This is a genomic window from Streptomyces sp. NBC_00631 (genome assembly GCF_045206895.1).
Classification (GTDB): domain Bacteria; phylum Actinomycetota; class Actinomycetes; order Streptomycetales; family Streptomycetaceae; genus Streptomyces.
This window is the reverse complement of the sequence record NZ_CP107734.1, coordinates 10,277,653-10,303,037: the sequence shown is the minus strand read 5'-3', so window position 1 is coordinate 10,303,037 and position 25,385 is coordinate 10,277,653. Positions and strand designations below refer to the sequence as shown.

At 72.9% G+C, this 25,385-nt stretch carries 24 protein-coding genes and 1 pseudogene; 3 read left to right on the top strand and 22 right to left on the bottom strand.

Annotation, left to right across the window (positions count from 1 at the left end; all coding sequences use genetic code 11):
* Positions 1–15: 15 nt before the first annotated feature.
* The 9 genes from OHB00_RS46450 to mftA form a co-directional block, all read right to left on the bottom strand.
* On the bottom strand, positions 16–753 hold the full coding sequence (locus tag OHB00_RS46450; protein ID WP_406444421.1) for a hypothetical protein: 738 nt from the start codon (positions 751–753) through the stop codon (positions 16–18).
* A gap of 29 nt (positions 754–782) precedes the next feature.
* Positions 783–1,313, bottom strand: a complete 531-nt coding sequence (locus OHB00_RS46445) for a flavin reductase family protein (protein WP_406444419.1) — start codon at positions 1,311–1,313, stop codon at positions 783–785.
* A gap of 32 nt (positions 1,314–1,345) precedes the next feature.
* Positions 1,346–2,527, bottom strand: a complete 1,182-nt coding sequence (locus OHB00_RS46440) for a hydroxylase (RefSeq protein WP_406444417.1) — start codon at positions 2,525–2,527, stop codon at positions 1,346–1,348.
* Positions 2,528–2,658: 131 nt separating this feature from the next.
* Entirely contained in the window at positions 2,659–4,044 is a 1,386-nt protein-coding gene (mftF, locus tag OHB00_RS46435) for a mycofactocin biosynthesis glycosyltransferase MftF (RefSeq protein ID WP_406444416.1), read from the bottom strand.
* Positions 4,041–4,856, bottom strand: a complete 816-nt coding sequence (gene mftE / locus OHB00_RS46430) for a mycofactocin biosynthesis peptidyl-dipeptidase MftE (protein WP_406444414.1) — start codon at positions 4,854–4,856, stop codon at positions 4,041–4,043. Before mftE ends, mftF begins: the two co-directional genes overlap by 4 nt.
* A 2-nt stretch (positions 4,857–4,858) precedes the next feature.
* Positions 4,859–6,100 carry a pre-mycofactocin synthase MftD gene (gene mftD / locus OHB00_RS46425; protein ID WP_406444413.1) on the bottom strand — a complete coding sequence of 414 codons (1,242 nt, stop codon included), beginning with the start codon at positions 6,098–6,100 and terminating at the stop codon, positions 4,859–4,861.
* Positions 6,093–7,325 (bottom strand): mycofactocin radical SAM maturase, encoded by a 1,233-nt coding sequence (gene mftC / locus OHB00_RS46420; RefSeq protein WP_406444412.1) that lies wholly within the window; start codon positions 7,323–7,325, stop codon positions 6,093–6,095. The genes mftD and mftC overlap by 8 nt, the downstream gene beginning before the upstream one ends.
* Positions 7,322–7,597, bottom strand: coding sequence for a mycofactocin biosynthesis chaperone MftB (gene mftB / locus OHB00_RS46415; protein ID WP_406444410.1), 276 nt, complete (start codon positions 7,595–7,597; stop codon positions 7,322–7,324). Before mftB ends, mftC begins: the two co-directional genes overlap by 4 nt.
* A gap of 10 nt (positions 7,598–7,607) precedes the next feature.
* A complete protein-coding gene (gene mftA, locus OHB00_RS46410; RefSeq protein ID WP_406444408.1) occupies positions 7,608–7,745 on the bottom strand; it encodes a mycofactocin precursor MftA in 138 nt (45 codons plus the stop codon).
* A 169-nt stretch (positions 7,746–7,914) separates the two neighbouring features.
* Between mftA and OHB00_RS46405 the strand changes: the two genes are divergently transcribed.
* On the top strand, positions 7,915–8,145 hold the full coding sequence (locus OHB00_RS46405; RefSeq protein ID WP_406444406.1) for a hypothetical protein: 231 nt from the start codon (positions 7,915–7,917) through the stop codon (positions 8,143–8,145).
* A gap of 23 nt (positions 8,146–8,168) precedes the next feature.
* Here OHB00_RS46405 and mftR read toward each other — a convergent pair whose 3' ends face one another.
* Entirely contained in the window at positions 8,169–8,801 is a 633-nt protein-coding gene (gene mftR, locus OHB00_RS46400; protein WP_406444404.1) for a mycofactocin system transcriptional regulator, read from the bottom strand.
* Between the two features lie 205 nt (positions 8,802–9,006).
* Here mftR and OHB00_RS46395 point away from each other — a divergent pair, with 205 nt between their 5' ends.
* Both OHB00_RS46395 and OHB00_RS46390 read left to right on the top strand, forming a co-directional pair.
* Positions 9,007–10,158: a histidine kinase gene (locus OHB00_RS46395; protein ID WP_406444402.1), complete on the top strand. Its 1,152-nt coding sequence runs from the start codon at positions 9,007–9,009 to the stop codon at positions 10,156–10,158.
* Positions 10,146–10,799: a response regulator gene (locus tag OHB00_RS46390; protein ID WP_406444400.1), complete on the top strand. Its 654-nt coding sequence runs from the start codon at positions 10,146–10,148 to the stop codon at positions 10,797–10,799. The genes OHB00_RS46395 and OHB00_RS46390 overlap by 13 nt, the downstream gene beginning before the upstream one ends.
* 71 nt (positions 10,800–10,870) lie before the next feature.
* On the opposite strand, the pseudogene OHB00_RS46385 reads toward OHB00_RS46390, so the two are convergent.
* From OHB00_RS46385 to OHB00_RS46330, 12 genes and pseudogenes are all read right to left on the bottom strand, one after another.
* Positions 10,871–11,052: pseudogene (locus tag OHB00_RS46385) on the bottom strand (hypothetical protein); the annotation flags it as partial.
* 42 nt (positions 11,053–11,094) lie between these two features.
* A complete protein-coding gene (locus OHB00_RS46380) occupies positions 11,095–11,241 on the bottom strand; it encodes a hypothetical protein (RefSeq protein ID WP_406444396.1) in 147 nt (48 codons plus the stop codon).
* A gap of 435 nt (positions 11,242–11,676) precedes the next feature.
* The gene (locus OHB00_RS46375; protein ID WP_406444395.1) at positions 11,677–13,803 is read right to left on the bottom strand and encodes an exo-alpha-sialidase; all 2,127 of its coding nucleotides are present in this window, start codon (positions 13,801–13,803) and stop codon (positions 11,677–11,679) included.
* 67 nt (positions 13,804–13,870) lie between these two features.
* Complete coding sequence (locus tag OHB00_RS46370; RefSeq protein WP_406444393.1) at positions 13,871–14,758, bottom strand: dihydrodipicolinate synthase family protein; 888 nt, start codon at positions 14,756–14,758, stop codon at positions 13,871–13,873.
* A 227-nt stretch (positions 14,759–14,985) separates the two neighbouring features.
* A complete protein-coding gene (locus OHB00_RS46365) occupies positions 14,986–16,599 on the bottom strand; it encodes an FAD-dependent oxidoreductase (protein ID WP_406444392.1) in 1,614 nt (537 codons plus the stop codon).
* Positions 16,596–18,761, bottom strand: coding sequence for an MGH1-like glycoside hydrolase domain-containing protein (locus OHB00_RS46360; RefSeq protein ID WP_406444390.1), 2,166 nt, complete (start codon positions 18,759–18,761; stop codon positions 16,596–16,598). The genes OHB00_RS46365 and OHB00_RS46360 overlap by 4 nt, the downstream gene beginning before the upstream one ends.
* On the bottom strand, positions 18,758–19,609 hold the full coding sequence (locus tag OHB00_RS46355) for an ATP-binding cassette domain-containing protein (protein WP_406444388.1): 852 nt from the start codon (positions 19,607–19,609) through the stop codon (positions 18,758–18,760). Before OHB00_RS46355 ends, OHB00_RS46360 begins: the two co-directional genes overlap by 4 nt.
* Positions 19,606–20,637 carry an ABC transporter ATP-binding protein gene (locus OHB00_RS46350; protein ID WP_406444386.1) on the bottom strand — a complete coding sequence of 344 codons (1,032 nt, stop codon included), beginning with the start codon at positions 20,635–20,637 and terminating at the stop codon, positions 19,606–19,608. Before OHB00_RS46350 ends, OHB00_RS46355 begins: the two co-directional genes overlap by 4 nt.
* Positions 20,634–22,172: an ABC transporter substrate-binding protein gene (locus OHB00_RS46345; protein ID WP_406444384.1), complete on the bottom strand. Its 1,539-nt coding sequence runs from the start codon at positions 22,170–22,172 to the stop codon at positions 20,634–20,636. Before OHB00_RS46345 ends, OHB00_RS46350 begins: the two co-directional genes overlap by 4 nt.
* Before the next feature lie 42 nt (positions 22,173–22,214).
* Positions 22,215–23,093, bottom strand: a complete 879-nt coding sequence (locus tag OHB00_RS46340; protein ID WP_406444382.1) for an ABC transporter permease — start codon at positions 23,091–23,093, stop codon at positions 22,215–22,217.
* Entirely contained in the window at positions 23,093–24,019 is a 927-nt protein-coding gene (locus OHB00_RS46335) for an ABC transporter permease (RefSeq protein ID WP_406444381.1), read from the bottom strand. The genes OHB00_RS46340 and OHB00_RS46335 overlap by 1 nt, the downstream gene beginning before the upstream one ends.
* Positions 24,016–25,152, bottom strand: coding sequence for a LacI family DNA-binding transcriptional regulator (locus tag OHB00_RS46330; RefSeq protein WP_406444379.1), 1,137 nt, complete (start codon positions 25,150–25,152; stop codon positions 24,016–24,018). The genes OHB00_RS46335 and OHB00_RS46330 overlap by 4 nt, the downstream gene beginning before the upstream one ends.
* Between the last annotated feature and the right edge of the window lie 233 nt (positions 25,153–25,385).

Genomic DNA, 25,385 nt, shown 5'->3' with positions numbered 1-25,385 from the left:
GCCACAGCCGTCCGCTCAGACGGTCACCGGCTCGGCCTCCGCCCGGCCGGCCAGTTCCTGCTCCTCCGACCTGATCGCCTTGAGCAGCACATAAGGAGTGGCGATCTTCCAGACGAAGTACGTGAGCGAGGGAATGGTGTTCGCGAGCACGCCGTTCCAGGCGAACGGCCCGCTGTCGGTGAGGTAGACGAAGGCACCCGGGATGAGGAGCACGCCCAGCACCAGGCTGAGCCAGCCGTACCACTTGGGGAAGACCTGCTTCTCCCGGCGGTCGATGAACGCCGCGTACCCGATCGACCAGACCTGCAGGACGAAGATGCAGGCGTTGCCCACCAGCATGAGGTTGAAGATGTCGGTCAGCGCGGCCAGTACGTCGGGCGAATGGATCTCCGGCCGGTACGCGGCGGCGGACAGGATCGCCAGTGGGAAGAAGAAGCCCAGGGGCGCGACGACACCGGTGGTCAGCTGGATCATGGACAGCAGTCCCCAGCCGCCCTCGACCCGCTTGAGCTGAAGGCTCGTCACGACGACGTACGGGTACTCGAAGGGCACCGTGAGCACCATGATCACGACACACCACAGGATCCCCGTACGGTGGTCGTGCAGAAACGTGGCGATGTCCGCGGGGCTCATCTTCGGGTCGACGGGGCTGAGCAGGTCGCCCGCGCCGAAGGCCACGATGAAGCCCACCAGCAGGACGACTCCGCACCAGGCGGAGATGCGCTCAAGTCTTATGTAGAGGTCTTTTCTCACTGCGGCTCCCTATGTGTGCCGACCGGTGCCTACCGACCGATCTCGTCCCAGCCGACGAGCCTGTCGAGCAGCAGCGCGGCGCTCGACAGGTAGTCGCCGTATCCACCCCGGAAGAACAACAGCGGGGTCTTCAACGACTCGACGCGCAGGTCATGGACCCGCCCGACGACCAACAGGTGATCACCGATCTCGACGAACCGCTCCACCGCGCAGTCGACCCAGGCGACGATCCCGTCCAGCACCGGACTGCCCAGGGGCGACGGATGCCAGGTCGTCCCCGCGATCCGCTCCCCCGCCGGGGACGTCGCGATCCGCCGCGACAGCCGTTCCTGGTCACCCGCGAGTGCGTTGGCGCAGAACCGGCCGGCCGCCCTGATCGTGCCCAGGGTCGTGGAGGAGCGGTCCGCCAGGAAGGAGACCAGGGGCGGATCCAGCGACACGGACGTGAAGGTGCCGACGATCATGCCGTGCGGCCGTTCCTCGGCGTCCGTGGTGGTGATCGCGACCACGCTGGTGGGGAAGTTGCCCAGGACGTCGCGGAACCGGCGCCCTTCACTCACATCCGCCTCCCGGCGACGGACGGCGCCGTCCCTCATATGACGGCCCGCATCGACTCGGGCAGGTCGAGCCCCATCTGGGCCAGGGGGTACGCGTGGTACGCGGTGCCCGGTACGTGGATCATGTGCTGGAGCCCGACGTGCGCGTCCCGCCAGTAGCGCTGGATCGGGTTGCCCTTGCGGATGGCGTTGCCGCCGGACCGGGCGAAGATCTCGTCCAGGGCGGAGACGGCCCGCCAGGCGCACCGCACCTGGTTGCGCCGCACGGTCGCCCGGTCCTCGACGGTCACCGGCCTGCCGGCCTCGATCTGGTCGTACATCCGGCTGATGCCGTCGATGAGCTGCACCCGGGACGCGGCGATCTCGGCCGCGGCCTCCCCCGCGGCGTAGAGCACGTACGGGTCGTCGCGGACCTGGACGCCGGTCACGGCGACCCGGTCGCGCTGCTGGGAGAGGTGCAGGGCGAGGGCGCCCTCGCAGATGCCGATGACCGCCGAGGTGATCCCGAGCGGGAACATCGAGGCGAAGGGCAGCTTGTACAGGGAGTCGGTGAGTCCGGCCGCCTCCGCGGCCGCACCGGCCTGGACCCCTTCCTGCCTGATGGTGCGGTACTCGGGAACGAACGCCTTGTCGACGACGACGTCCTTGCTGCCGGTGCCGGCGAGACCGACCACGTCCCAGGTGCCGTCGATGATCTCGTAGTCCGAACGCGGCAGCACCACGTGGAGCACGGTGATCGGCCCGGCGGGCCCGCCCTTCCCGTCCCCGACGAGTGCGCCGAGGAAGTCCCAGCGGCAGTGGTCGCTGCCGGAGGAGAACGGCCAGCGGCCACTGAGCACATAGCCGCCGTCGACCGGGTCGGCGATGCCGTTGGGCATGTAGGGGGAGGCGATCCAGGTGTCCGGGTCGTCGTCCCACACCTCGTGGGCGAGGCGCGGGTCCATCTGGGCCAGTTCCCACGGGTGGACCCCGACGACCCCGCAGACCCAGCCCGCCGCCCCGTCGTGTCGCGCGACCGCCATCACGGCCTCCGCGAAGTCCCGGGGATGCGCGCCGAATCCGCCGAACTCCTTGGGTTGCAGGAGCCGTATCACCCCCGTGGAACGCAGCAGTTCGACGGTCCGCTCGCTCAGCCTGCCGAGTGACTCGTTCTCGTCGGCGAGTGCGGCCAGTTCGGGACCCGACTCCTCGACACGGCCGACCACTTCGTGCGTCACTCCGCCCACCTCCTGGTGACTGGTCCATCGCCCGTTCCGCGCGTCGCCGGCGGCGGGATGGCCACAGTGTCGGGGCAGGGGACGGGCACCGGTCGCGCGCTTTCCGCTGACCGGGACTGGTGGGCCGCCTCTCAGCGGGTGACGCGGGGCCGCAGCGCGGCGAGGGAGCGGGCCCGGACGGCGCCGAGCCATACGCCGGCGCCGTAGGCGAGGTCGTCGAGGCGCCGGGCGACACCGTAGCGGAGGGGATCGACAGTGGCCTGATCGTGCCGGTACTCCAGGGCGATGTCGGCAAGCGCGGCGACGGCCGTGGCCCTTCGTACCCGGCGGGAGAGCACGCAGCCGACGACGGTCAGGGGCCACCAGTGACGGGTCAGCAGCGCCCCCGTCTGGGCCAGGGCCGCGGCGGCTCCGTTGCCGGTGAGCCGCACGGCCAGCCGGTACGGGTGCCGGGTGCCGTCGAGCTTGCGGGCGATGCGCACGGTGACGGCGCCGAGCACGCCCGCGGCGGCCGGCACCGACCAGCGCCGCCCGCAGAGCAGCGCGGCGGCGAAGGCGACGCTCCACGGGGCGAACACGACGGGTGCGACGGACTCGGGGTGCCGCTCGGCGAGCGGCTGCGCCCCGGTGCCGTAGAAGGACTTGCGCAGCAGCCAGTCTCCGAGGCGCGCCCGGTGTTCGTGGGCCGCCCTGGCGGCCGGTTCGTACCGGACTCGGCGGCCCGCCGCCACCAGCCGCCAGCACAGGTCGACATCCTCGCCGACCCGCATGCCCGCGTCGAAGCCCTCCCCCAACGCGTCGACCCGGGCGACCACGCAGGCCGAGGACGCCCAGGAGACGGGGGTGCCGGGGCGCACCGGGGCGGGGTGGGCGCCGAGGTCGAGGGAGGACCGGGAGTTCTCGTACCGTTCGATCCAGGTCGCGGCCGCGGTGGGCAGGCCGGTGATCCGGGGGACGGCCATCGCGACCCGGGGATCGGCGAAGTGCGAGAGCAGGATCGGGACCGTTGCGGGGTCCAGCACGACGTCGGAGTCGGCGAAGACCACGTACGGGGTGGTGACGAGACGCAGCCCCGCGTTGCGGGCGCCGGCGGGCCCGAGGTTGGTGGTCAGGGCGACCAGCCGGGCTCCGTGCGCGGCGGCGACGGCGGCCACGGCGGCCGGGTGCCGGGAGGCGTCGTCCACCACGATCACCGGCTGGCCCGTGCCGATGCTCCGCAGCAGCCGGGCCAGTTGACGGGGGCGGTCGCGGACCGGGACGACGACCGTGCAGCGGGGGTCCGCGGGCGCCGGGAGGGCGCCGGCCACCGGATGGGCCATGCCGGTGTCGAGCAGCCGGTCCGCGAGGAGTGCGCCGGCCGCGTCCTGTACGGGGAGCAGGCGGCCGTTCAGCAGCCGGCGCGCCTTCGGGGTGAGCTTGAGCAGCCGGGTCGGATGTCCGCCGAGGAGGGCCCGGCCGCCGTCCACCACCCGTGTGTGACGGTCGAGTTCGACGACGAAGCCGAGGGGAAGTGTCATCGGTCCACGGCTCCGGAGGGGGCGGGGCCGGCGAGGCGGCCCCGCCCGTCGACGGTCCAGGCACTGATCCGCCGGACGGTGGCGGCCACCATCGCGTCCAGGACCCGGCGCCCCTCGTCGGCCGAGGACCCGGCCGGATCGCCGAGCACGCCGCAGGGCGAGACCGGCCGGACGCCACGGGCCATCAGCTCCGGCAGCAGCACGGCCAGGGGGCGCGAGTCGCCGGCCACGGCGGCGTCGAGGCGTACCCGGCCCGGGTCCAGGTGCAGGAGCAGAGAGGTCTCGGTGCGGCCGGCGTGCGCGTCACCGTCCGGCACCGCGCACCCCGTCCAGCAGGCGTCGTGGCCCTCGGCGCGCACCTGTGCGAGGGCCGTGTCGAGGGTGGCCGTGTTGCCGCCGTGACCGTTGACGAACACGATCCGGCCCGCCCACAGGGACAGTGAACGCGTCAGCTCCACGACGACCGCCCGCAGCGCCACGTGCCCGATGGAGACGGTCCCGGGGAAGTCGGCGTGCTCACCGCTCGCGCCGTAGGCCAGTGCCGGCGCCACGAGTGGCGGGGCGTGCGCTGCGGTGGTGAGGGCGTCGGCAGCCCGCCGGGCGACGGCGCGGGCGACGACGGTGTCGGTGTCGAGCGGCAGATGCGGGCCGTGCTGCTCGGTGGATCCGACCGGGACGAGCACCAGCGCCCCGGACGGCACGGCCGGCCAGACGGCGTCGGCCAGGGCCGAGGGCATGTCACTCCCCCGCACGTCGGGCCCCGGCAGGGCCTCCCCCGGCACGACGTCCCCCGGCACGTCGTCCGTCGCCATGCTCAGGCGGCCGTTGACTCGGCGTCGGCCGGAATCACCGGCGCCGGGTCCGTGGCGGCGGATACGTCCGCGCCGCCCAGGGTCAGCCGGAAGCCGGGGGGTATCGCCAGGTCGTCCGGCCCCAACTCGTGGACGGAGGCGTGTCCGAGGCCGAGAACGGCCGAGTCCAGCCCGCCGCGCAGGATGTCCAGCACGTTCTCCACCCCGGCCTGCCCGTTCGCCGCCAGGCCCCACAGGTAGGCGCGGCCGATCAGTACGGCGCGGGCACCGAGGGCCAGTGCCTTGGCCACGTCCCCGCCACGCCGGACGCCGCCGTCCAGCAGGACCTCGATCTGGTCGCCGACCGCTTCCGCGATGGCGGGGAGCAGCCTGATGGTGGCCGGGGTGGTGTCCAGGTTGTTGCCTCCGTGGTTGGACACGGACAGCGCCGACACCCCGGCGTCGACCGCCCGCCTGGCGTCGTCCACCCGGGACACGCCCTTGAGGAGGAGGGGGCCGCCCCATTCCGCGCGGAGCCAGGCGATGTCGTCCCAGGTGGGGGGCGGGGTTCCCAGCCATTCGCCGTAGGCGCCGAAGAAGGTCGGCGCCGCGCCGCCGGGGGCCGTCAGGTTGGGGACGGTGAGATCGGGGACGCGGCCCGACCTGGCGTACCGCCACAGCCATCCGGGCCGGGGCAGGACGTCGGGGGCGAACCGCAGCGCGGTCCTGAGGTCGATCCTGTCGGGGATGGCGGGGCTGCCCCAGTCTCGGCCGTGGGAGAAGGACCAGTCGAGGGTGACGATGAGCGCCTTGGCGCCGGCGGCACGGGCCCGGTCCATGCGCTGCACCATGGTCGCGCGGGTGCCGCTCCAGTACAGCTGGAAGAAGAGGTCCGGCTGGGCGTCGGCCACCTCCTCCACGGGCCTGCTCGCGAACGAGCTGAGGCCCATGATCACCCCCCGGCTCGCGGCGGCCCGGGCCACGGCCACCTCGCCGTCCGGGTCCACCGCCTGCACCCCGGTCGGCGAGATGAGCACGGGCAGCGCGGTGGGCACGCCCAGTACCGTCGTGGACAGGTCGCGTTCCGCGTGGTGGCCCACGACCCGCGGCGCGAAGCCCAGTGCCGCGAAGGCCTCGATGTTGTCGTCGATGGTGCGGCCGCGCTCCGAGCCGGCGACCAGCGCTCCGTAGACCGAGCTCGGCAGCCGCCTCCTGGCCCGGCGCTGGGCCTCGGCGACCGTCTCGAACCAGGGGTTCCTACGCATGTGTACCGCTCTTTCCGGTGGGGGTCGGGTCCAGCCCGGCCAGGGGGTTCTCGGCGCACTCGGTCACCGGGGGGCGGCGGGTGAGCACCAGGTCCACGGGGCGGGGGGCGGCCCGGTGGGAGTGGTCCTGTGCGGGTTTGGGGAGGTGTGCGGTTCCGGGCGGGCGCCGGGCGAGGCGTTCCTCGCCGTAGCCCTGCACGCACTCGGGGTCGGGGCCGTCCAGCGGGAGGCCGGTGAAGAACTTCGCGGCCATGCAGCCGCCCTTGCAGGTGTCGTAGAACGCGCAGGAGGCGCAGGCTCCGCCGTGCTGCGGGGTACGCAGCCGCCGGAACAGCTCGGAGCCGCGCCACACTTCGGGAAATCCGCCCGGCTCGCGCACGTTGCCGGCCAGGAACTCCTCGTGGATGGCGAAGGGGCAGGCGTAGACGTCACCGACCGGGTCGATCAGGCAGACGACGCGTCCGGCACCGCACAGGTTCAGGCCCGGCAGTGCCTGGCCGTAGCCGGCGAGGTGGAAGAAGGAGTCGCCGGTCAGCACGTTCTCGCCGTGGGCCAGCAGCCAGTCGTACAGCTGCCGTTGCTGCGCGGCCGTCGGGTGCAGGTCGTCCCAGACGTCGGCGCCGCGGCCGGAGGGGCGCAGCCGGGTCAGGCGCAACTGGGCGCCGTAGCGGTCGGCGAGGGCCTTGAAGGCGTCCAGCTGCGGGATGTTGTGCCGGGTGCAGACCACGGAGATCTTGAAGTTCTCCATGCCGGCGGCGGCGAGGTGCTCGGCCGCCCGCAGCGCCGTCGCGTACGAACCGGGGCCGCGCACCGCGTCGTTGACGTCCGCGGTCGCGCCGTCGAGGGAGAGCTGGACGTCCACGTAGTCGTTGCGGGCCAGCCGCTCGGCGGCTTCAGGGGTGATCCTGACGCCGTTGGTGGAGAACTTCACGCCGACGTGATGAGCGGTGGCGTAGTCCAGGAGTTCCCAGAAGTCGGCGCGGACGGTGGGCTCGCCGCCGCCGATGTTGACGTAGAAGACCTGCATGGCCTCCAGGTCGTCGATGACGGCCCTGGCCTCGGCGGTGGTCAGCTCGCGCGGGTCGCGCCGGCCGGAGCTGGACAGGCAGTGGGCGCAGGCCAGGTTGCAGGCGTAGGTGAGTTCCCAGGTGAGGCAGATCGGTGCGTCGAGTCCGCGCTCGAACAGGTCGACCAGGCGGGACGTGCCGTGTGCGGCGGTTGTCATGAGGTCCTCCCGACGACCATCGACGACTGGACGAGAACGGCGAGGGCCCGGCCGTAGCGCGGCAGTTCGTCGTCTCTCAGGCCCGCGGCCAGGCAGGCGGCCCGGGCCGTGGGCGCGTCCGCGAGCGCCTGGACGACGGCGAGGAGCCGGCGGTCCTTGAGAAACGACAGCTTGCGGGTTCCGAAGTGGTAGAGCAGGGCGCCGAAGGGTTCCGGCCGCACCGAGACCTGCGGATGCAGGTCCCAGCCACGGTCGAGGTCCATCGCGGTCATCCGGCGGCGCCTAGTAGACGCCGCACATGCCGTCGATGGAGACCTCCTCGATCAGATCGTCGGCCTCGATCAGCGACTCTGCGGTCGCAGTCCTCTCGTCCTGGTTCTCGGTGGCCGGGACGGGCGGGGTGGCGTGGAGCTCGTTCATGCGACTCTCCCTGGGCATCGCTCCCATCGGACATCCGGAGAATAATGGCACCGAGTGCCGAAAGTGAAGACGCCGGACCGTCCTGAGCTTTCAAGGGGTCATGGATGGAGATCGCCGCGTTCGACCGGTGCCTGACATCGCGTCACCTGCCGGCAGGAAGCGGGCGCAGGTGAGTCGTCCCGACGAGCCCGTGGCCATCGTGGTCGGGGCCGTCGCCAGCGGTGCCGTGCTCGCGGCACCGCTCAGCGAGGATCCCGGCCGCGCCGTGCTGGTGCTGGAGGCGGGCCCGCGGGTCGCGGACACGTCCATCCTGCCGACGTCTCCGATGCGGGGCCCGGCGGCCACCGCCGTGCTCATCGGCGAGGTGGTCGCGGATGCCGTGCGGCGCGCTGCGCCATGACGGGCACCGGGAGCCGGCTGCGGTCAGCCGCGGTGGGGCAGGTCGCCGTACCCGTCGGCGAGCTGCCGGACGGCCAGATCCAGCAGTGCGCTCAGGTCGGCGTCCTCGTCCGCCAGCCACTGCTCGTACGCGGTGACGCACGCCGCCAGGACGGTTCCGCCGATCAGCCGGGGCAGCATGTCGGCGGCGGGGCGGCCCAGGCGCCGGGCGGCGAACTCCGTGACCAGGGCCCGCCACGAGGCGTACCGCACGGCCGAGTCGGCCTGGAGCGTCGGCACGCTGAGGATGAGGGTCATACGCTGCCGGTGCCAGGGCACCGCCGCCGGGTCGAACCGGTTGAAGTCGACGACCGCCTCGCGCAGCGCGTCCATCAGCGGAGTGTCCGGGTCGGCCGCGGCCAGCAGGGTGTCGAGCCGGACCAGCTGCTCCTCGAAGTCGCCCCACACGAGGTCGTTCTTGGAGGCGAAGTAGCGGAAGAAGGTGCGGCGGCCGATGCCTGCCGCGGCGGCGATGTCGTCGACGGTCGTGTCGTCGAAGCCGCGCCGGGCGAAGAGTTCGAAGCCCAGCCGTTCGAGCGCGGCCCGTGACGTCGCCCGCGGCCGTCCGGCCCGGGCGGGTCCCGCGCAGAGCGCCGCGTCTCCCCGAGGCGGCTCCATCCGTGATCCCTTCGTCCGGCGCGACCGCCGCCCATGGTGAGCGGCCCGGCGGCTGGCGCGCCGCCGGAGCGCCATCCTCGCATCGCGGACGAGGCACCGCCCCCCGGGCCCGCGCAGCACCCGGCCGGGAGCGCCGGTGCGGATTCCGGGAGTGTCGGAGCAACGGAAACTTGCGTGACTCAAGCAAAACCTTTAGCTTCCTTTCATGTGGAAATCGGTGCGGCGCGCCGCGTGGGCCACGGTCCACCTCTTTCTGGCCGCCGCGATGGCATTCGGAATGTGGATCTTCATCACCGTCCTGCTGATCACCGCGATCGGCACGCTGGTGCTCGTCGGTGTCTGGCTGCTGCCCGAAACGGTGCTGCTGATACGGCGGATCGCGGGAGCCAAGCGGAGCCTGACCGCCGCCTGGACGGGGGTACGGATCCCCGAGGCGTACCAGCCCCTGACCGGGACGGTGCGCGAGCGGGTGGTCACGGCCGTGCGGGATCCCGGCACCCGCACCGACGCGCGCTGGATGGTCGCCTACTGGTTCTACGGCGCGCTGCTCGGCCTCGCCCTGCCGCTGTGGCCGGCCGGGCTGGTCGTCGACGGCCTGTGGTGCGGACTGCTGCGCCGCGAGGCGGTCGTCCTGCCCTTGATCGTGCGGTTGGCGGACCTGGAGGCGGACTGGTCGACGGCGCTGCTCAAGCCGTCCCCGCAGGCGCGGCTCGCGGCCCGGGTCGAGGAACTGGCCGCGACCCGCGCCGACGCGATCGCCGCGCACGAGGCCGAACTGCGCCGGATCGAGCGGGACCTGCACGACGGGGCACAGGCTCACCTGGTGGCGCTGTCCATGCGGATCGGGCTCGCCAGGCGTGCCTACGGCGGCGAGCCCGAGACCGGCCGCCTGCTCCTCGACGAGGCCCAGGAGCAGGCCGAGAAGGCGCTGACGGAGCTGCGGCAGGTGGTGCGCGGCATCCATCCGCCGATCCTGAGCGACCGGGGCCTGGCCGGCGCCGTGCGCGCGCTGGCCGCCGGCAGCGGACTGGAGGTGGCTGTCGACGACGGCGGCCTCGACCAGGGGGTGCGGGCGCCCGCGGCGGTGGAGGCGGCCGCGTACTTCGCGGTGGCCGAATCGCTGACCAACGTCGTCAAGTACAGCGGGGTGTCGCGCGCCGAGGTCCGGCTGGTCCGGGTCCGGCGCGGCCTGCGCGTACAGGTCCGCGACGAGGGCCGCGGCGGCGCGGACGAGACCGGCGGCTCGGGGCTGCTCGGCATGCGGCGGCGGGTCGCCGCGCTCGACGGAACCATGGAAGTGTCCAGTCCGGTCGGCGGGCCGACCCTGATCGAAGTGGAGTTGCCGTGCGTGTGGTGATCGCCGAGGACAACGCCCTCCTGCGGGAGGGCCTGGTCCTGCTGCTGACCTCGGCCGGACATGACGTCGTGGCCGTCGCGGGCAGCGGGCCCGAGATCATGCCCGCGCTCCTGGAGCACCGGCCGGACGTGGCCCTGCTCGACGTGCGGATGCCCCCGGGCTTCCGCGACGAGGGGCTGCGGGCGGCGCTGGAGGCCCGCGAGCGGATGCCCGGGCTGCCGGTGCTGGTGCTCTCGCAGTACGTGGAGGAGTCGTACGCCGGCGAGCTGCTGGCCGGCGGGACCAGCGGCATCGGGTACCTGCTCAAGGACCGGGTCGGCCGGGTCGACGAGTTCCTCGACGCGCTGGAGCGGGTGGCCGCGGGCGGCACCGCGCTGGACCCCGAGGTGGTCGCCGAACTCCTGACCCGCCGCAAGGACTCGCCGCTCGACTCCCTCACGCCCCGCGAGCGCGAGGTGCTGTCGCTGATGGCCGAGGGCCACGACAACGCGACCATCGCCCGGACCCTGGTGGTCACCGAGCGCGCGGTGCACAAGCACATCGGCAACGTGTTCCTCAAGCTCAGCCTCCCGCCCAGCGACAGCGGCCACCGCCGGGTGCTGGCGGTCCTCGCCTACCTGGCCCACGCACCGCGGGCGTGAGCGCCGCCCGGGGTTCCGAGCGGGACATGAGGCAGGGGCCGCCCGGTCGTGGCGGTCCCTGCCCCGTCTCAGACCTCGTGGTCCATGGCGAGGCCGAAGACGAGCCCACCAGGAAGGTCGCCATCATGGTCATGATCGGGCCGGTGGACTCCACGCCCAGCAGCTCGGCGCCGTGACCCTGCTGGAAGACCGCGACGACGGCGCGGAGCGCCGCGAGGACGGAGAGCAGGAACCCGAAGGCGGCCTTGAGCGGTCGAGCAGGGAGCCCGCGAAGCGGAGACCAGTGCTCGTGGGTCTACCAGCCGGTGGCCGAGGTTCCGGTCTGCTCGTTCTCGGCCCGGCGGCCACCGGACCTGCGCCGGCCCGGCACCAGACCGCCGGCCGCACCCAGGGCGCCCAGGCCCATCCCGGCAGCGGTGGCGATGCCCTCGGCACCGTCCACGGTGAAGGAGGCGACCGCGGCGACGCCGCCGTTGAAGAGGAACAGGAACCACAGCCCCGGCCGGGTCGCCAGGGACGCCTTGATCCTGGGCTCCTGGCGATGCGCGTGCCGGTCAGCAGCGAGACGGCGATGCCGGCGAGGGTCGCCACGCTCTTCGCCGTACCGTCGAGAACGGCACCCGCCCCGCCCATGGCGGCGGCCGGACCCGCGACGAGGAACATCCGGAGCAGCAGGTCGGCGAAGAACGACTTGACGGTGGCGAGCGGCGACTTGGCGGCCATCGGGCGTTCCCTGGGACAAGGGGCTCCGCGCCCCGGGGATCTCCGACCACCACGATCCCGGCGCCCCCGCACGGCCTGCCCGGGTCGCCTTCGACACCGACGAGAAGGTCGCCGGCCTGTTCATCCTGCCCGCCGGGACACTCTGAGCGAAGGCTCAGGTCTGCGGGCCCAGCAGGCGGATCGCGTCTGCGGCCACCACGCCGTCGGCGTCGTTGGTCAGGTCGATCGATGCGTCGAGACCGGCCCGCAGGTGGAACTCACCGAGGGCGAGCCAGGTACCGCCGCGCGGATCGGGGGTTCCCGCGGCCCGCTGGTCGATCCGGACGGTCGTGGTGCCGTCGGCGTGGACCACGGTGTACGGGGCGTTGCTCGCCCGGCCCGCGGCCGGAGGACAGGACGCCTGGATCTCGTAGACGCCGTCCTGGGGCACGGCCGGCCGCCAGCGCACCTTCCGCTCGCCCGAACCGGCGGGCGCCGTACGGTAGTTGCCCGACCAGAAGCCGGGGTCCGCCGTCGCCGTCGGCCAGCTGCCGCTGATGATCTCGAAGCCCAGCCGGTCGTTGTCCACGATCACCTCGGCGCGTACGTCGGCGACGCCGGGCGCCTGGATCAGGCTGAGCGAGTCGAGGCCGAGCCGGGTGCCGCCACCCCTGCCGGGTCCGGTCACCGCGCAGCGCAGGGTGTGGTGCCCGGCCCGCAACCGGGTGACACCGAGGTGGGCCAGGTCGAAACCGTCCGTCGTCTGCGCCGTGGTGTCGATCGCGTGGGCGGGCAGGGGGGTGCGGTCCATCGTGACGGTGACCAGGGCGCCGTCCGCCGAACGGTAGTGGCGCAGCAGCAGCTCGTAGTCGCCGGTGCGCGGCACCCGGAAGGTGAACTCCACTGTGTCGCCGATCTGTTCGGGGGTGAGGACCAGCCGCTCGCCACGGCGGGCGAGCGGATCGGCGACGGTCTGCACGGTACCGCCGGTGACCACGCGGTCCGCTTCGGCCAACGCGACGACGGCCTCCCGGTAGTGCGGACCGCGGCGCAGGCTGTCGCGGCCACGGGTCAGCCAGTCGAGCGAGAAGCAGCAGACGTCGACCCGTTGCGGGACACTCGCCGCGTCGCCGTCGCAGCCGTAGAGCAGCACGATGGTGCCGTCGGAGAGCCGGGCGAGATCCGAGTAGAAGGAGCGGTTCTCGTTGACGACCCGCTGGTACCGGTAGGAGCAGCCCTCGTCGTAACTGACCGCCACGGTCATGTTGTATCTGACGGGCGAGTCGGGACGGCTGAACAGCACCCGCCCGGGCGCACGGCTGCCGGGGCCGCCCGTGTAGCGCAGCAGGCCGGCGTCCACCGCGTTGAACGAGCCGGTGCCGCCGTCGAGCGCCGGCTGCGACCAGGTCATGCCGTCGTCCGCGCTGACGGACACGATGCGCTGGTTCTCGCCGCCCGACGCGAAGCGGCCGTTGACCAGCACGCTGCCGTCGGCGCGCTGCACCATCCGCGCCTCGTTGACGGGGTACGCGACCTGTACGGGCACCGCGCCGGTCGCCTGCCAGGTGGCGCCGTGGTCGTCGCTGTAGAGCGGCGCGACTCCGTAGTACCGCTGGGACACGGTGTTGCCGACGATCACCCTGCGGTGCAGGCAGTTGAGCAGCAGGCGGCCGGAACGCAGTTGGAGTCCGTGGCCCGGGCCGGGGCCGTGCAGCGCCCAGTTGTAGGGAAACCCGTCGAACAGGCCTGCCAGACTCCGTGCCTGTCCCCAGGTGAGGCCGCTGTCCCGGCTGGAGATCACGTAGAGCTCGCCCGAGTCGCCCGAGCAGGAGGTGTTCTGCGGGAGTCGGAGCGAGAGCATGTAGAAGAGGAAGACCTCCCGTGTCTCCCGGTCCACGACCAGCGCCGGGTTGCCCCAAGACTCGCCGTCGACGGAGGCGACCAGGGTGCGGCTCGCCTCCCAGGTCCGGCCGCCGTCGGTGCTGCGGCGCAGCAGCAGGTCACGCGGCCCGGCGTCGCACACCTCGTGGCGGCCCTCGGTCACGGCCAGGACGGTGTCGTCGGGCAGCACGGCGAGCGCGTGGACGTGATAGCTCACGAGCGGGCCCTCGACGGAGTCCCAGAGGGTCTGCTCCTCGAAGAAGGCGCCGTGCCGGTCAGGCGCGGTGGACGTCCGGTCGGCGGCCTGTGCCGTGGATCCGAGAGCCACGGGCCCCCACGCGGCGGTGGCCGTGGCGCCGACGACGCCCAGCGCGAAGGATCTGCGGTTCATGGCGGTGCGGTGCGGTCCGCTGTCGGACATGGAGCCACCCCTTTCGGGCGGAAGGAGGGGGTAGGGAGACAGGGCACGCCGCGTACGGACCCCGGAATCAGGCGCGTACGAGATGCGCGTCGAGCGGGGCGAGCAGGTCGAGCAGCGCCTTCCGCTCCCCCTCGGAACACGGTGTGAAGGGCGCCGCGGCGTACGGCGGGCACAGTCCGCGTTCGGCCAGGACGGCCTTCACCGCCGGGACGCCGGGGCGGACGGTGTGCAACGCCAGTACCCCGTCCAGCAGTTGCTGCGCGCGCCGCGCGTCCGCGTCCCGGCGTTCGCGGTGGGCCCGGAAGAGCTCGACGGTCACCGCGGGCGCCACATTGGCCACCCCGAGGACGACTCCGTCGGCCCCGAGCCGCAGCGCGTCGAGTGCCTGGCGCTCCGCGCCCTGGCTGACCCCGAAGCCGTCGCGCCGCCGGGCCGCCGCCGCGAGGGCGTGGCGGAACAGCGCGAGGTCGCCCGAGCTGTCCTTGAGGCCCACCAGGTGTGCGAGGCCCGTCAGTTCGTCGAGCAGGGCGGGCGTGAGCGGGTTGCCGTAGCGGGGCGCGTGGTAGGCGACGACGGGAACGCCGAGGCCGGCGAAGGCGGCGTAGTGGGTGACGATCTCGTCGTGCCGGTGGCGGAAGTAGATCGGGGGGCTGAGTACCAGCGCGTCCGGCGCGGCGGGGCGCACGGCCTTTGCCCGCGCCAGGGCCTCGGCGGTGCCGGGTGCCGTGACGTTCACCAACACCGGCCCCCCGTCGGTGAGTTCACGCCAGCGCTCAGCCACCCCGACGGCGAACGCGCCCAGTTCCGCCATGGGCAGCAGCGGCCCCTCCCCGTTGCTGCCGAAGAGCATGAGGCCGCGGGCGCCGGCCGCCGCCAGCGCGCGGAGCAGGGTGTCGGCGGCCGGGGCCGAGGGGTGTCCGGGGCGGTCCATCGGGGTGACCAGCGGCACGATCACACCGCTCAGTAGCGTGCGTCCGTCGATCTGTCCCCTCTCTTCGCGGGCCAGGTGCTCGACCGTCGTCTGCCGCTGTTCGGCTGCGGCACCGTCGTGGCCGGTCGCGCCCCGCGGCGGAGCCGCACATGGATGCAGCCCCGCGCCTCTTCGGGGCGCCTCGCTCGGCCCTCCCGGCCCGGATCGCCCGGCCTGTCCCGCCCCGTGGGCCCCCCTGCCCTGACCGCCCATCAGTACCCCTTGACCTCGGGCCAGGCCAGTTCGACCCCGGCGCGGACGAGTTCGTCCTGGAAACGGCTCAGCTCCTCGCCGTCCTCGTACACCTGCTCGACATCCAGGCGGTTGTCGAGGCAGTACGCGGCCAGCGACCCGGCCGCCTCGCCGATGTTCCACTCGACGGGGTGCAGCCGGTAGCAGCCGTTGGTGATGTGGGTGGTGCCGATGTTCTTGCACACCGGCAGCAGGTTCCGCACCCGCACCGGGAGCAGGGCGCCCAGCGGGATCTGGAAGGGGCTGCTGGCCACGTCGACGTAGGTGTCGCCGCCGGTGGAAGGATGCAGGTCGATCCGGTACATGCCGATGCCGACCGAGTCCGGGTAGCGCACCGCGCCGCGCTCGCCGCGCACCGCGAGGGAGAGGTCCTGTTCGACGATCCGGCGCCGGGCGACGATCCGGCGCGACTCGCGGATGTACGGCGCCTTGGCCAGCCCGTCGGCCGTGCCCAGCACATCGCCGCGCAGCCGCAGGCCGGGCCAGCCGGTGCCGCCGTCGGGGCGGGGCGCCTCGGTCTGGAGCCAGTAGAGCATGCTCATGCTCAGCTCGCGGGCCGCCGCCAGATGCCGGTCCCGTTCCTTGTCGTCGACGCCGATCAGCGGACCGGGCAGGTAGTCGATCATGGGCCAGTTGACGATGGTCACATCGCTCGCGGCGAAGCCCGGCCGGTACAGCTTCCGGGAGAACACCCGGCGGAACTCCCAGAGTTCCCTGTCGCCCGCGTCCTTGCTCTGGTCGGCGACGACCGGCCCCGAGTCGGCGTTCGGGGTGAAGCCGCGCGGTACGGTCGCCAGCGTCCTCGGGTCGGGGGCGCTCAGGCTCAGCAGCCGGTTCGGCCACTGCGGGGGGTGGTAGGCGGCCCAGCCGTCGTAACCCGCGGGCCGGTCGACGGTGTGGTCCTCCCCGGCCCGGTGGTCGACGGCGAACACCCACGAGAACGCCTGCATGTTGGCCGGCTGTGCCTCGCCGGGGGCGCTCGGCTCCCCGGTGTCCCGCCGCGACTCGAAGCCCGTCACGTGCTCGGTGCCGGTCAGCGGCAGCAGGTCGCCGAGTTCCGTCGCGTCCAGGACGTACGGCGCCGACACCTCGACCCGCGTACCGTCCGGGCCTTCGACGGCCACGGACCGTACCCGGTCGCCGTCCACGGACGCGGCCACCGGGCGGTACCGGTACAGGATCCGCAACCGTCCCGCGGCCACGTAGGGCGCCACCATGGCATCCAGCACGGCGGCGCCCACCCGCGGTTCGTGGCACAGCGCGCTCACCCGCCCCTCCCCCGGGTTGAGATGCCGTCGCCGCCTGGCCTCCTCGGTGAGCGGATACCAGGTGCGGTAGTGCTCGCGGACCGCCTCGCGCAGCGCGCGGTAGGTACGGGTGGCACCGAACTGCTCGATCCAGGCGTGTTCGTCGGGCGGTACGCCCTGGCTGGTGAGCTGGCCGCCGATCCAGTCGGTCTCCTCGGTGAGCAGGACCGACCGCCCCCGGTCCAGGGCGGCCAGCGCCGCGGCCACCCCGCCGAGGCCCCCGCCCACGACGAGGATGTCCGTGGCCGCCCACGTCGGCGCGCTCATGGACCGCTCCCTTCCTGTACGTCGTCACCCGCGTCGTCCGGACCGAACGTGAACCGTCGAGGCGCGCCGCGCACGTCCACCGGTACGGGCGGGCCGCCGCCCGGCGGGGTGACCAGCAGGTCGCCGTTGCCTTCGGCGGTCCCGGTGACACGGCCGGGGGTACGCCGGTACCCCAGCACGACGACTCCGGGTGCCATGTCCAGCAGGACCCCTCCGTCGAGGCGGACGGTGAGCCGCCGGTCCGCCAGCACGTCGAGGCGGCCCTCACCGAGCGGCAGGTTGCCCAGTTCGGCCGGTTCGCCCGGGTGGGCGAACCGCCAGCCGTCGGGACGTGCGTCGGCGAGCTCGCCGAAGGCGAGATACGCCAGCAGGCCTCCCCAGGCCATCAGTCCGTCCGAGCGTTTCTCGAAGCCCGTCAGGTTCTCGCCGTCGACGGCCGGATAGTTCTCCCTGACGTGGCCGTGCACGCGCCACTCGTCGAGGAACAGCCGCAGCAGGTTCCCCACCACCGGCCGGCTCAGCCCGGTCAGCCCGTACCGCCGCAGCCCGCGGACGGCGAGATACGCCATGGGCGCCCAGATGCGGCCGCGCCAGTACGTCGCCGCGAATCCGGGGTCGTCACGGGCCACGCTGGGCAACGGCCTCATCCCGCCCAGCACTTCGGGCCGCAGCAGATCGGCGGCCACGGCTGCCGCACGAGGGGCGTCCGGCAAACCGCCCAGCAGCGCGTACAGCATCGTCGGCGAGACGTGCGGATCATGCCCGCCCGCCGAGGTGAGGTTGCGGTAGCCGTTCCGTTCGGCGTCCCACAGCAGCCGGTCGGCGACCGTCCTCGCCGTGGTGGCCTCGGCGCGCAGCCGGTCGGCCGTCGCGGGCTTCCCCAGGAGGCCGGCGATGTCCGCCAGCGCTTCGGCATCGGCGATGTGCAGCGCGTTCAGGCCGACGTCGGCGAGGTCCATGGTGTGGGTCGCCGGGTCGTAACGGGTCTCGTCGTACATCGGCGAATCGTCCAGGCCCGACTCGCGTCGGGCGCGGTCCAGGGTCGCCGACGCCGGGTCGCCCGCGATCGGGTCGGAGCCCCAGGCGAGCAGTCCGTGCGGTCCGCGGCGGGCCCGGGGCCACCAGTCGTGCCAGGCGAGCAGCGCCGGAAAGGTGTTCTCCAGCAGCGCCGCGTCGCGGGTCCTGGGCGACAGTCCGCCCGCCAGGTAGGCCTGGTACACCGTCAGTGCGCCGACCGGCGGCTGCGAACGGTCGTCGGTGCGGCCCCGGTCGTCCGAGATCCGGTTCGGGATCATGCCGGCCTCGTCCGCGTACGGAAGGATCTGTTCGAAGATGCCGCGCGCGTAGTCCCGGTCGACGGCCGAGGCGACGAGGCCGGTGAAGAACGTGTCCCAGGCGTGCAGGGCCCAGGTGCCGTAGAAGCCCTTCCGGTCGGCGCAGACGAAGTCCCTGGAGGTCGGGGTGAGGACCCGGCCGAGGTCGGGGGCGTGGATGGTGTTCCAGGTGACGGCCCTGGTCAGGGCGTCGGCGGCGGCGCCGAGCCAGCCGCCGGACCGCAGCCGGGTCCGGTCGGCGGCCGCGCGGTGATCCGCGAGTGCGCCGGCGGTCCGGGCCACCGTGCCGGGTGCGTCGGCCGGCGCGATCCGCAGTTCCACCGGGCCGGGACCGCCGAAGCCCAGGACCAGTGCGTCCGCCGGTCCCTCGACCCTGCGGGCGGGCGACGACGCGGCGACCGTCCAGCGGATGCCGCCCGCCAGGACGGAGCCGACTCCGCCGTTGCCCGCCACGTCCGGGCGGTCCGCCGGCTCGTCGATGCGGGTCAGGCCTTCCACGGACAGTACGACCTGGCCCGTGCTCTCGGCGCGGACGTGCAGGATGTCGCCGGGTCCGCCCGCGAACTCCAGCCGCAGCCGGTGGCCCGCCGCGCGTACCGTCACCTCGGCGTAGCCGCCGTCCACGGTGTGCGGGCCGAGCCGCTCCAGTCCGTCGCGCCAGGTGAACCCGTCGAGCACCGGACCTTCGGGGCCGAGTACGCCGAACCGCACCCGTGGGCCGGACGGCAGCCGGCTCATACCGGTGTGGGTGCGGACGTCCCAGGTGTTCCAGCCGGTCCTCGCGGGCGTCCCGGTGCCGCTCCGCTCTTCGGCTCCGCTCCTGCTCATACGACCGCCCTGCCGTCGGCGGTACCGTCCCCAGGCACCGAGTCGTCCAGGTCCAGCGCCGCGTCCAGCAGCGCCCGGGTGTACTCGTGGCGCGGTGCGGTCAGCACCGCGCCGGTCCGGCCCTCCTCCACGATCACGCCCCGGCGCATCACCGCCACCCGGTCGGCGATCTGGTGCACCACCCCCAGGTCGTGCGAGATGAACAGCATGGCGAGCCGGTGACGGGCGCGCAGATCGGCCAGCAGCCGCAGGATCTGGGCCTGGACCGAGACGTCGAGCGCCGAGACCGCCTCGTCGCACACCAGCAGCCGGGGCCGTACCGCCAGGGCTCTGGCGATGCTGACCCGCTGGCACTGACCGCCCGACAGGTCCCCCGCGCGCCGTGCCGCCACCTCGGGGTCGAGCCCCATGCCGGAGAGGAGCCGGTGCAGTGCCCCGGTGCGGTCGCCCTCGGGCGCGGTGACCGGGTGGGTGCGCCAGACCTCGGCGATGATCGAGGCGACCGTCATCCGCGGGTTCAGCGACGAACGCGGGTCCTGGAACACCATCTGCACCGCACGCTGCAGGTCGGGCGGCCGGCGCCCGGCGCGGCGGAGCGGCCGTCCCTCGAAGGTGACGGTCCCGGCGCGGGGCCGCAGCAGTCCGGCCACGCAGCGGGCCACGGTCGTCTTGCCGGAGCCCGACTCGCCGACCAGCCCGAGGGTCTCCTCCGGTGCCACCGACAGACTCACCCCGTCCACGGCGAGCTGGCCGCCGCGCCGTCCTCCGTAACCTCCGTAAGTGACGCGCAGATCTCGCACGTCGAGGAGTGCGGGCACGCCAGGGGTTCCCCGGTCACTGGCGCTCACGATCCCGGCACCTCCTCGGCGAAGTGGCAGGCGCTCCAGCGGCCGGGCGCGACCTCCCGCGCCTGGGGCGTCTCGGCGCGGCACCGGGCACGGGCCAGTGGGCAGCGCGGATGGAACGCGCAGCCGGCCGGCCGGTGCGCCGGTGTCGCCGGGGCTCCGGGCAGCGGATCCGCCAGTGCGGTACGGGTCCGCACGGCGGGCACGCTGCGCACCAGGGCGGCGGTGTACGGATGGGCGGGCCGCCGCAGTACGTCCCGGGCGGGCCCGCGTTCGCAGACCCGCCCCGCGTACATCACCACGACCTGGTCGCCGACGTGCGACACGACCCGCAGGTCGTGGCTGACCAGCAGCATCGCCAGGCCGTCCGCCGCCTGGATGTCGGCCAGCAGCCGCAGGATCCGGGACTGCACGGTGACGTCGAGCGCCGTCGTGGGCTCGTCGGCGAGGAGCAGCGCGGGATTCCCGGCCAACGCCATCGCGATCATGGCGCGTTGACGCAGGCCGCCGGAGAGTTCGTGCGGGTAGGCGCGTGTCCGCCGTGCCGGCTCCGGCACGCCCACCCGGTCGAGGAGTTCGAGGACCCGGCGGTGGACCTCGGCGCGCGGCAGCCGGTCGCGGCGCGGTATCTCGCCGATCTGACGGCCGATCCGCTGGGTCGGGTTGAGGGCGGCGAGCGGGTCCTGGAAGATCATGGCGATCTCCCGGCCGCGTACCGCACGGCGCCGTGCCGGGGCGGCGGCGAGCAGGTCCTCGCCGTGCCACAGCAGCCGGCCCGCCAGGGTGGCGCCCTCGGGTGGCAGGCCCAGGATCGCCTGGGCCGTCATGGTCTTCCCGCTGCCGGACTCGCCGATCAGCCCCACGGTGGTGGCCCGGGGCACGTCGAAGGAGACGCCGTCCACCACGCGGGTCCGGGTGCCGTGCGGGCCGGGCAGTTCCACCACCAGGCCGTCGATCCGCAGGACCGGTCCGTCGGTCGCGGGTGGCGCCTGCCCGGGCCCGTGTTCGCGCGCGGTTCCGGCGGGGGTCACGAGTGGCCGGTCCGTACGCCGGCGAAGTCGGGCAGCCCGCTGGCGTCGGGGACGAATCCCTTGAGGTCGCTGTTCCAGGCGTAGGCGATGCTCACCGACATCGGGTACATCCCCACCGCGTCCTGCCAGATGATGTGGCTCGCCCGGCCGTAGAGGCCGGTGCGCCTGTTCTTGTCGGCCGTGGCGCCCGCCGCCGCCAGCAGGCCGTCCAGCTTCCTGTTGCAGTAGCCCATGCGCTTGGCCGCACAGGTGTAGAGACGGCCGAGGTTGCTGGCCGCGTCGTAGCTGGGGGTGGCCAGCTGCTGGAAGTTGATGTCCCACTTGAGTGCGAGCAGGTCCTCCGTGAAGACGGCCTGCTCCTTCTCCAGCGGCTCCACCTGCACGCCGACCTTCTGCAGGTCGGAGACGACGGCCTGGATGAAGGGCTTGAACTCGTCGTTGGCGAACTGGAGCCGGAGCTTCCTGGAGAAGTCGAAGCCCGCGGCGGTGAGGGCCGCCTTCGCGGCTGCCGGGTCGTATGCCACGGCGGGCTGCGCCACATGGCCGAGGACGACGCTCGTCACGGGGGCGTCGGCCGCCTCGCCGGTATCGGGATAGAGCTTGCTGATGATGGTCCTGAAGTCGACCGCCTGCCAGATCGCCCGGCGCACCTTCGCGTCCTTGAGGGCGGGGACCGAGGAGTTGAACCACATGGTGAACTCGGCGCTGCTCGGCACGGTCCGCACCGTCAGGTCCTTCTGGCCTTTCAGAGAGGCCAGTTGGTCGTCGGGGATGCCCCAGACGACGTCGACCTCACCGGTGCGCAGTGCGGTCATGCGGGCCGCGAGCTCGGGGATGTTCCGTACCGTGACCTTGCCGAGCGTGGGCTTCGTGCCCCGGTACTTCCTGTTGGGCACCAGGACCAGCGACTCGCTCGGGGTGAACGCGTCCACGGTGAACGGGCCCGAACCGACGGGGTGGTTGAAGAAGGCGGTGTCGTCCTTGCCGACGCCCGACGGGAGGACGTAGAAGGTGCCGAGCTTGCCGGGGACCGAGGCATCGGGTGCCGGGCTGTGCAGGACCACTTCGGTGGCGGACACCCTGGTCATCGTGTCGCCCGGGAAGTTGCCCGCGTTGGGGCCGTTCAGGCTGATCATCCGCTGGAAGGAGGCGATCACGTCGTCGGCGTCGAGGGCGGAGCCGTCGGAGAACGTGACACCGGAGCGGAGCGTGAACGTCCAGGCCGTCACGGACCCGTTCGGCTTCCAGGAGGTGGCGAGATCGCCTTCGAGGGTCCCGTCGGCGTCGGGTTTCACGAGTCTGCTGAAGATCTCCTGGGCGGCCAACTGAGTTCCGGTGGAGGCGCCTTGGGCCCCGTGCGGGTCAAGGCTCTCGATCGGGTAGGTACCGGCGACCGTCACGTCGCCGGAGCCGGAACCGCCTCCGTTGTCGCCGCCGGTGGTCGTCGAACAGGCGGCGAGGAGCGCCGCGCCCGCCGTGGCGGTGGCGGCGAGCCGGATCAGCCGGCTCCGCCCGTGCGCACGCGTCCTGGTCATGATGGTGCTCCTCTCGATCGAGGGTCGGTCGGAGTCAGCCGGTCAGTCGGAGCGGCCACGCCCGTAGCGGGCGGTGAGCTGGTCGCCGAGGATGCCCACGTTGACGATCAGGAGGGACAGGGCGATGCCCGGCAGGGTGGAGATCCACCATTGCGTTTCGAGGTATTCCTTGCCGTTGGCGATGATCTGCCCCCAGGACACGGTCGACGGGGGCAGGCCGATACCGAGGAAGCTGAGGCCCGCCTCCGCCAGCACCACGAGGGCGAATTCGAGTGTGGCGAGGGCGACGACCGGTCCCGCCGTGAAGGGGAGCACGTGCCGGGCGAGGACGGTCCGGCCCGGCACGCCCAGCACCCGGGCGGCGTCGACCCAGGGCCGTTCCCTGAGGGAGAGCGCGATGCCCCGGGTGACGCGGGCGAAGCCGATCCAGCCGGTCGCCGAGAGCGCGAGGACGACCAGCAGGACGCTGCGCTGGAAGGCGCCCGCGATCACGATCGCCAGCAGGATCGCGGGAAACGCCAGCAGGACGTCGAAGATCCGGGCGAGGACGGCGTCGGCGGCGCCCCGGAAGTAACCGGCGACGGCGCCGAGGAGGACCCCGGCCAGGCAGGACAGCGCGACCGTGGACACGCCGACGAGGACCGCCGTCCGGGCCCCGTAGACGATCTGGGCGAGCAGGTCGCGGCCGAGCCCGTCCGTGCCGAGCCAGGCCGTGCCTCCGGTGGACACCTTGGAGCCGGGTGCGAGCAGCCGGTCGTCCAGGGACGTGTGCACCGGGTCGTAGTGGACCAGCATGGGCCCGACGACGGCCACCAGCAGGTAGCAGCCCACGACCAGGGCGGGGACGCGGGAGAGGAGGGAGCGCCGGCCCCGTCGCGGAGCGGTCGTCGGCCTGTCGACGGCGACGGTGCTGCCGGCCATCAGACGGCTCCCGTCCGGATCCGCGGGTCCAGTTGGGCGATGAGCAGGTCCACCATCAGGTTGAGGACGACGACGATGCCGGCGATCAGCAGGGTGGCGCCCTGTACGACGGTGTAGTCGCGGTTGGCCACCGCCTCCACCACGAGCGATCCGAGGCCGGGCCAGGCGAACACGTTCTCGACGATCACGGCGCCGCCGACCAGCGCCCCGACCTGGACGCCCACCACGGTCACCACCGGGATCAGCGAGTTGCGCAGGGCGTGCCCGAACAGCACCTGCCGTTCGGTCAGTCCCTTGGAACGCGCGGTCCGGATGTAGCTCTCGCGCATCGTCTCCGCGAGGCTGGTCCGGGTCAGCCGGGCGATGATCGCGACGAACGGGAAGGAGAGGGTGACGGCCGGCAGCACCAGGTGCTGGGGCGTGCCGACCCCGGAACTGGGCAGCAGACGCAGGGTCAGGGCGAAGACCAGCACCAGCATGATGCCGATCCAGAACGTGGGGAACGACTGGAGGGCGATCGTGCAGGCCGATACCACCCGGTCCAGCACCCCGCCCGGCCGCGCCCCGGCCAGCATGCCGAGCGTCAGCCCCGCGATCACCGCGATCACGGTGGCCGTCACGGTGAGGTCGATGGTGGCGGGCAGCCGGTCCAGGACCGCGCCCATGGCGGACCTGCCGAGCCAGTGCGACTGGCCGAAGTCGAGCCGGCAGACGTCGCCGAGGTAGCTGAGGTACTGGGCGCCGAGCGGCCGGTCGAGGCCGAGCGAGGCGCGCAGCTGGTCGATCTGGCTCCGGGTGGCGTCCGGGCCGAGCAGGACGGTCGCGGGGTCGCCGGGCGCGGCCCGGACGATGAGGAAGATCAGCGAGGCGGCGCCCCACATCACGAAGACCCCGATGAGCAGCCGGTGCACGATCATCCGGATCATGTCCGCGGCCTTCCGCCACGGGTACCTGCGGTGCGTACCGGCCCGACCGAGTCGCCCGGTACGAAGGCGCAGGGCACGGTCAGTTGCCGGGGCTCGGGGGTCTCCTGGTCGAGCAGCTCGACCAGGACCCGTACGGCTTCCCCGGCCATCTGGGCGCGGGGCAGCGAGAACCGTGTCCAGTTCCGCGACTTGGGTGTCCAGGACGGCGGATCACCCAGCAGGGCCAGCGAGCAGTCCTCTGGGAACCGGACCCGCCGCGTGCCGGCCATCGTCGCCAGCGCCTCGGTGAGCCGGTTGTCCTCGGTCGGCTCCACCAGCAGCGCGGTGATCCCGAGCCCGCCGATCCACCCTTCCACCTGCTCGACCGTCAGGTCGGCCGGATCGGCCAGACTCCGGATCAGCGCCTCGTCCGCGACGATGCCGGCCTCGGCCAGTCCGCGCCGGTATCCCTCCTCACGGTCCCTGGTGGGCTCGCTGTCCTGCGGTGCCCGCAGATACAGGATCCGCCGGTGGCCGAGTCGCGCCAGCTCGGCGACGAGGGCCGCGGTCGCCGAGACGTAGTCGGCGGCCACGTAGGAGAGTTCGCCGTCGTCCACCTCGCGGCGTCCGACGAAGACGAACGGGAAGTCCTCGCGGACCAGCGCCGACAGCTCCTCGCGGCGGACGTTGCGGCCGAGCAGGACGCAACCGTCCGCGATCTTCAGGCGGTTGGTCCCGCCCGCGTAGATGGACCGCTCGGCCATCGGAGCACCAGAGGAGTTCGCGGCACCCGGCGCACCGGTTCCGCCCCCGCCGGAGCAGAACAGCAGCAGGTCGTAGCCCTGCCGTGCCGTCTCCTCCTCGACGCCGAGCAGGAACGGGTAGTAGAAGTCGCGCTGGTCGGTCGGGAACACCGACTCGAAGGTGTAGAGCCCGAGCAGCCGGTTCCGGCCGCCTTTCAGGCTGCGTGCGGCGACGTTGGCCGCGTAGCCCAGTTCCTCGGCCGCCGCCAGCACGGCCCGGCGGGTGGACTCCGCGATCTGCGCACTCGCCGCGCCTCCGCTGATCACCAGCGACACCGTCGCCTGGGAGACGCCGGCGCGCTGGGCGATGTCCCGTTGGGTGGAGCGTCTACGTCGTTCGGGAGGGGCCATGAGCACTCCCATTTAATACGTATTAGCAAGTGCCGATTGACGCTACTCGGACGCGACGAAACACGTCAAGAGACGTGAACTGCCTTTACCGGCATTGCTTCTGACAGATGATCCGATGCTGTGGTGTGACCGGATCCGCCATCGCCGTGCGGGGGTGTGCCATGGCACGCGGGCGCGATGTCCAGGAGCATCGGGAAGACGACCGCGTTCCGCTGTGCCGGGGATCCCGGCGA